The 6,876-nt window shown below is 72.5% G+C and carries 6 protein-coding genes and 1 pseudogene; 5 read left to right on the plus strand and 2 right to left on the minus strand.

Annotated features, from left to right (window positions below; all coding sequences use genetic code 11):
* The first annotated feature begins 6 nt into the window (after nt 1–6).
* A complete protein-coding gene (locus MCAG_RS10735; protein WP_007072986.1) occupies nt 7–1,188 on the plus strand; it encodes an ABC transporter substrate-binding protein in 1,182 nt (393 codons plus the stop codon).
* A 38-nt stretch (nt 1,189–1,226) separates the two neighbouring features.
* Here the strand turns inward: MCAG_RS10735 and MCAG_RS10740 are convergent, their stop codons facing one another.
* Nucleotides 1,227–2,087, minus strand: coding sequence for an ABC transporter permease (locus MCAG_RS10740; protein WP_007072987.1), 861 nt, complete (start codon nt 2,085–2,087; stop codon nt 1,227–1,229).
* 100 nt (nt 2,088–2,187) lie between these two features.
* The gene (locus tag MCAG_RS10745; RefSeq protein ID WP_036373074.1) at nt 2,188–3,216 is read right to left on the minus strand and encodes an ABC transporter substrate-binding protein; all 1,029 of its coding nucleotides are present in this window, start codon (nt 3,214–3,216) and stop codon (nt 2,188–2,190) included.
* Between the two features lie 265 nt (nt 3,217–3,481).
* Between MCAG_RS10745 and MCAG_RS10750 the strand changes: the two genes are divergently transcribed.
* The 4 genes and pseudogenes from MCAG_RS10750 to MCAG_RS10765 form a co-directional block, all read left to right on the plus strand.
* On the plus strand, nt 3,482–4,321 hold the full coding sequence (locus MCAG_RS10750; protein ID WP_007072989.1) for an ABC transporter ATP-binding protein: 840 nt from the start codon (nt 3,482–3,484) through the stop codon (nt 4,319–4,321).
* Nucleotides 4,322–4,323: 2 nt separating this feature from the next.
* Entirely contained in the window at nt 4,324–5,325 is a 1,002-nt protein-coding gene (locus tag MCAG_RS10755) for an LLM class F420-dependent oxidoreductase (protein ID WP_007072990.1), read from the plus strand.
* Nucleotides 5,322–5,630 carry a cupin gene (locus MCAG_RS10760; protein WP_036373076.1) on the plus strand — a complete coding sequence of 103 codons (309 nt, stop codon included), beginning with the start codon at nt 5,322–5,324 and terminating at the stop codon, nt 5,628–5,630. The genes MCAG_RS10755 and MCAG_RS10760 overlap by 4 nt, the downstream gene beginning before the upstream one ends.
* A gap of 76 nt (nt 5,631–5,706) precedes the next feature.
* A pseudogene (locus MCAG_RS10765) lies at nt 5,707–6,876 on the plus strand (hypothetical protein); the annotation flags it as partial.

Here is a 6,876-nt window from a genome sequence, read left to right on the forward strand (position 1 = left end):
ACTGAGTTGATCCCCATCCGCTCCGTGACCATCGCGGCGCTCGCATCGGCCGTTTTGGCCACCACGCTCACCGGTTGCCAGTTCGGCGCGGCGGAGCAGGACACGAGCCCGATTGTGATCGCCGTGGACCTGGAGTTGTCCGGCTCCGCGGCCCCGATGGGCAAGGCGTACCAGCGCGCGCTGGAACTGAAGGCCGAACAGCTCAACGCTTCGGGCGCGCTGGGTGCCCGCAAGATCGAGCTCAAGGTGAAGGACAACCGCTCCGACGCGAGCGAGTCGCTGCGCAACATCGGTGACTTCAGCAACGACTCGCGGGTGAGCGCGATCATCATGGGCGGGTGCAACGAATGCGCCGTCGGCGCGGCCCGCACGATCAACGAGAAGAAGATACCGACGATCGCGCTCGCCTCGTCCAGTGCCGTGGCCACCCCGGTCGCCGACCGGCGGTACATGTTCAAGCTGGCCCCGAACGCGGCCGACAGCGCCGCCGCCCTCACCACCGAGTTGCGCCGCCGCGGCATCAGCGAGGTCGCCGTGCTCAACAGCGACGACAGCTACGGCCGGGAGGGGCTGGACTTGCTGCGGCGCGAGTTCGACAAGACCAACATCCAACTGCTGGGCAACCAGTCGGTGAAGACCACCGACACCGACGTCAGCCAGCAGGTCCGCGCGCTGGCCGAGCCCGAGCCCGAGGCCATGGTCGTCTGGACGCCACCGGAGCAGGCGATGCTCGCCGCGAGCGCGGCCCAGCCGGCCGGGTTCACCGGCTCGCTGTTCTTCGACGCGTCGGCCGCCGGGGAGCTGTTTCTGGGCGCCTCGTCCCGGTCTGCGGAGCGGGCCACCCTGATCTTCACCCAGACCATGGTGATCGACGACGTCATCGCCACCACCCCGGCCAAGGCGGCCCGCCGCCAGTGGTTCCAGGACTACACGGCCCGCTTCGGCGGCTACAACGGCTTCTCCTCGTTCGCCGCGGACGCCGTACAGCTCATCGCCGACGCCGAGCTGCGGGCCGGCGGCGCGCCCGGCAAGGCCGGCCGGGACGGCCTGCGCAACGTACTGGAGACGTCCCAGATGGACGGCCTCTCCGGCCCGATCCGGATGACGCCGGACAACCACTCGGGGCTGATGCCGCAGGCCCTCACCACGCTGGTCGCCCGGGGCGGGCGCTGGCGGCTCGCGGGCTGACGACGGTGGGGCCCGCCGGGCGCGGCCCACGGTCGCTTTCACCTCGTCGAGGTGGTCTCCCTGACCCAGGGCAGGGCGAGGCGCTCCACGAACACCAGCGCCGAGTAGAGCAGGATGCTGACCAGCGCGACCAGCATGATCGCCGCCCACGCGGTGGCGGTGTCGCCGATGCCGGCGTACTGGGTGATGACGTACCCCAGACCACTCTCGCCGGCCTGGAACTCGCCGATCACCGCGCCGATCGCGGCCAGTGGCATCGCCACCTTCAGCCCGACGAAGATCTGCGGCAGCGCGGCCGGGAAGCGCACCTTGCGGAACGCCTGCCACCAGGAGGCGTTCCAGGAGCGGACCAGCTCCGCCAGGTCGGACGGCGTGGTGGTCAGCCCGGTCGCGGTGGAGAGCACGATCGGAAAGAAGCAGAGCAGGAACACCATGGTCAGGATGGGCTTCTGACCCCAGCCGAGCGCGACCACGAGCAGCGGCCCCAGGGTGATCTTCGGAACCGCGTTGACCGCGACGAGCAGCGGGGTGAACATCCGCTCGACGGTGCGCGAGGCGGCCAGGGACAGTCCGAGCAGAACGCCGGCCACGGCGGAGAGCGCGAAGCCGATCAGGATCTCCAGCATGGTGTCGAGCGTGTGCTCCAGCATCCGGTCCGGCTTGTCGGTGAACGCCGACAGCACCGAGCCGGGGGTGGGCAGCGCGGCGGGGTGGACCAGCTCCAGCCGGGCGGTGAGCCACCACACCGCGAACGCGACCAGCAGGCCCGCGACGGGCAGCAGCAGCCCGTTCGCGCCGGCCCGCGCGCCGGCACCGAGGGCAGCGCGCCCGCCGGCGGCGCGGTGCCGGTCGACGGGCGGGGCCGCGAGCGCCGGTTCCGGTAACCGGAGGTCGGTCATCTTCTCCTCCTCATCCATTCGGCGCACAGGCCGGGAACGGAACGGGGGTACGCCCTGCCGGAGGCCGGCAGGGCGTACCCCTGGTGACTTGTCGGACCGGTCAGGGCTGCGGCACGAGGCTAAAGTCGATGATCTGGTCGGGGGTGATGTTCTGCTTGAGCGAGCCCGCGCCCTGGAGGATCGCGATGCTCTTGGCGACCCGGCCGCTGTCCAGCGTGCCGATCTTGGTGCCGGAGTTGTTGGACCGGACGTACCCGGCCATGAGCTGAAGCTCGGCGGCAGCCGCCGCCGGGTTGGTGGCGTCGACGTTCTTCTTCAGCAGGTCGGCGGCCTCCTGCGGGTTCGCCAGGGAGTACTCCAGGCCCTTAATCAGCGCGGCACTGAACCGCTTGACCATGTCCGGCTTCTCCTTGGCGATCTTGCTGGAGGTGATCAGCACGTTGCCGTAGAGGTCCTGCATCACGTTGCTGTAGGGCAGCAGGACGGCCTTCTTCTTGGTGACCGCCTCCACCGTCGGCTGGCCCACGACGAACTGACCGATGCCGTCGACGGAGCCGGAGGCGAGGGTGCCCATCAGGGTCTGCGGCTCGCCGTTCACCCAGGTCACCTTGCTGACGTCCACGCCCGCGAGCCGGGCGTACGTCGGGAAGAGGTTGCGGACGACGGACGCCGGGGCGTCCGCGAGCTTCTTGCCCTCCAGGTCCTTCGGCGAGGCGATGTTCTTGCCCTCGACCGTCACAATGGCCGCCATGGTGCGCTGCTGGATCGCCGCGACGGCGACGAAGTCCTTGGCCTGGCCGTTGCCGAGCTGGAGCAGGCCGCCGGTAAGGTCGATCGGGCCGAAGTCGGCCTGACCGCCGACGATGGTCTGGATCACCGCGCCGGTACCCTGACCGGGCTTGATCTCGACGTCGAAACCGGCTTCCCTAAAGAAGCCCTTCTCCTTCGCCACCCAGGCGTAGGAGTCACGGCCGAAGTTGCCAAAGGAAGTGAGGTACGTCACTTTCTCCAGCGACTTGCCGTCGCCGCCCTTGGCGTCGGACGCGTCCGAATCGCTGCTGCAAGCGGACACCAGGGTGAGGGCGGAGGCCAGGAGGGCCGCGGCGACCGTGCGGGTCAGCCTGTTCATCTGTGCACCATGTCCTTTCCGACCAGGGGCGATACGCCTCGGGCCGGGTCGTCGAGAGCGACGGCGTCGACAGAGGGGGGAGCCGACGCCACCGTCGTGAGGGGACTCTTCGCCGGCACAGACTACGCAAGGGACCTGCCGGTGTAGCGAGGAGTGTCTGTTGCGGAACGGAAACGAACTGATCTCCACCCCGGATGGTGTCGGATGGATCGCGGCGGGCTACCCTAGCTGCGATCCTGACCGTCCACTCAGGGAGGCAGCGGCGATGATCCGGCTGTCCGGCGTGTCCCGCACCTTCGACGGCCGGGCCGGCCGCGTCGAGGCGCTGCGGGGTATCGACCTCGACGTCGCCGAGGGCGAGTTCGTCGCCGTGCTCGGCCGCTCGGGCTGCGGCAAGTCCACCCTGCTGCGGATGGTCGCCGGGCTGCTGCCGGTCACCGCCGGGGAGATCACCGTCGCCGGCACACCGATCACCCGCCCACGCCGGGACATCGCCATGCTGTTCCAGCGCCCCGCCCTGCTGCCCTGGCGGTCGGTGCTGGACAACGTGCTGCTGCCGGTCGAGATCTTCGGGTGGAAGCGGGCGAAGCACCGCGAGCGCGCCCGGGAGCTGCTCGAACTGGCCGGGCTGGCCGGGTTCGAGAAGCGGCTGCCGCACGAACTCTCCGGCGGAATGCAGCAGCGGGTCTCGCTGTGCCGGTCGCTGATCGGCGACCCCCGGGTGATGCTCATGGACGAGCCGTTCTCCGCCCTGGACGCACTCACCCGCGAGGAGCTCTCCGGCGAACTCCAGCGGGTGCACATGACCAGCGGCGCCACCGTCGTCTTCGTCACCCACTCCATCGACGAGGCGGTGCTGCTCGCCGACCGGGTGGTCGTGCTCAGCCCCCGCCCGGGGCGGATCCGCGCGATCGTCGACGTCGACATCCCCCGGCCCCGGACCCTCGGCCGCAACGCCCACCTGGCCGACGTGGCCCGGGTCAGCGCCGAGCTGCACGAGCTGCTGATGGAACGGGACGGCCCCGCCGGGCCCGTCGCCCCGGCGTCGGCCGTCACCGGCGTACGCGAACCGGCGCCGGCCGGGGCCAGCGCGCAGGGACGATGACCATGCGGGTGGCCGTTTTCACCGAGCCACACCGGGGCGCCAGCTACGACGACCAGCTCCGCTTCGCCCGGGCTGCCGAGGCGGGCGGCTTCGAAGGGTTCCTACGGGCCGACCACTACCAGTCCATGGGCACCGACCCCGGCCTGCCCGGCCCCACCGACGCCTGGCTCACCCTCGCCGCGCTGGCCCGGGAGACCACCCGGATCCGCCTCGGCACCCTCGTCACGTCGGCCACCTTCCGGCTCCCCGGGCCGCTGGCCGTCATGGTCGCCCAGGTCGACCAGATGAGCGGCGGCCGGGTCGAGCTGGGCATCGGCGCCGGCTGGTACGAGCGGGAGCACACCTCGTACGGCATCCCGTTCCCGGACGTCGGGGAGCGCTTCGACCGGCTCGGCGAGCAGCTCGACGTGATCACCGGCCTGTGGCGCACCCCCGTCGGCGAGACGTACAGCTTCACCGGGAAGCACTACCACCTGGTCGACGCGCCCGCCCTGCCCGAGCCGATCCAGCGGCCCGGCCCGCCGGTGATCGTCGGCGGGCGCGGTCCCAGGCGCACCCCCGAGCTCGCCGCCCGGTACGCCGACGAGTTCAACATGCCGTTCAAGAGCGTCGCCGAGACCGCCGCCGCGTACGGGCGGGTGGCCGAGGCGTGCGACCGGCACGGCCGCGCGGCGTCGGGGCGGGCACCGCTCGTCCTCTCCGCCGGGATCTCGGTGGCGATCGGGCGCACCGACGCCGAAGCGCGGCGGCGGGCCGCGCCGCTGCACGCCATGAGCGCCCTGCCCCCGGAGGAATCGGTGGTGGGTTCGCCCGCCCAGCTCGTCGACCGGATCGGCGAGTTCGCCGCCGTCGGGGCGACCCGGGTCCACCTGCGGCTGATCGACCTGGCCGACCTCGACCATCTGGAGCTCGTCGCCGCCGAGGTGCTCCCGCAACTGGGGCGACACGCCGCTCTCCCGGTCGAGCGCCCCGCCGGTGCGGTGACTGGAGGCTCGACCGCATGACCGACGTGATCGACGGGACCGAGCTGGGCCCGGTGGGCCAGGAGATCGTCTACGAGAACGACCGGGTGCGGGTGTGGCACATCCGGCTGGAGCCGGGCGAGCGCCAGCCGCTGCACCGGCACGCCCACCCGTACCTGGTGATCGCCGTACAGGGCGCGAAGAACGTGGTGCAGACGATCGACGGGACCACCATCGACGCGGACGAGCCGACCGGCGGGGTCGTCTACCGCGACCCGGGCGCCGTCCACATGCTCACCAATGTCGGGGATACGACGTATCTGGCGCGGCTGGTCGAACTCAAGTAGTCGCAGGCCGGGCGCGTCGCCGCGCCGCGCGGCGTCAAGGTGGCGATCGGACGCACCGGGCCGTAACGTGCCCGACATGGCCTTTCGGACGTGGGGCAAGCTGCTGCTCACCGCGCTCGGGGTGAGCGTGCTGGCCGGCGCCGGTCAGCTCGGCGTCGCCTACGGCTTCGGAATCGTCCGGATCGCCGGCGACTTCACCGACGCCACCGTCAACCGGTGGCCGGCCCAGCTGGTCTGGGTGGGTTGGTGCGCGGCGCTCGCCGCCGTGGTCGGCGCGGTGGTCACCGAACGGCTCGCCCGCGCCGACCCGCTCACCCGAACCACGACCGGGCAGCTCGCCCTGGCCGGCGCGGCAGCCCTGGGCGCGATGGTCGTCGCGCCGCTGTGCATGCAACCGGCCCGAGCCACCCAGCTCAACAGCGTGGACCCGGTCTGGGCGGTGGGCATCTGCGCGGCCCTCGGCGCGGTGGTCGGCGCCGGCGCGGCGCTCGCCGTGCTGCTCCGCCTGCCGCTGGGCTGGAACGTCGCGGCGGTCGCCGGCACGATCTGGTTCGTCGCCCTGCTCTCGGCCCTACCCGCCCTGGCCGGCGCCGGCCCGCTGCCGACCGTACGGCTGGGCGTGTTCGAGCCGGGCTGGCTCGGCCCGGACACGGCGCAGCGGCTGGCCCCGCTGGTCCTGCCGCTGGTGGCCCTGCTCGCGGGCGCGGCCTCGGGCGCGCTGGCCCGCTGGCACGGCCACCCGCCGCTTACCAGCGGCGCGACCGGGGCGGCCGGCCCCGTGCTGGTCGCCTTCGCCTACCTGGCCGCCGGCCCCGGCGACTCCGCCGACCGGTACCAGCTCGCGCCCTACTACGGTGCCCTGATCGCGGTCGTCACCGGCGTGCTCGGCTCCACGGCCGCCGCCCTGGCCCGCTGGCCCCTCTTCCCCCGCTCCGACGAGGGCCGAGGCGGGGGCCGACCTGCCCGGGACGCTCGGCTCGACCGCTCCCGGGGCACCCGGCGCGGGACTACCCGGGACGCTCGGCTCGGGCCTGCCCGGGGCGCAGGTCGGCGGCGGCAAACAGCCGGCGATCGTGCCGACGGACATCCTCCGGCCGCTGCCGAACAACCCCACCCCGCCCGGGGGCGGCGGCCCGGCCGACCCGGACGCGGCCACGGCCCGCCGGGTCCCAGCGACCGTCGGCGACCCACTGCCGAACGACCGCACCGGCGATGGCCGGGACCACGTACGGGGCCGGCGCGCCGG

Origin of the sequence: Micromonospora sp. ATCC 39149 (genome assembly GCF_000158815.1) — a bacterium.
Taxonomy (GTDB): domain Bacteria; phylum Actinomycetota; class Actinomycetes; order Mycobacteriales; family Micromonosporaceae; genus Micromonospora.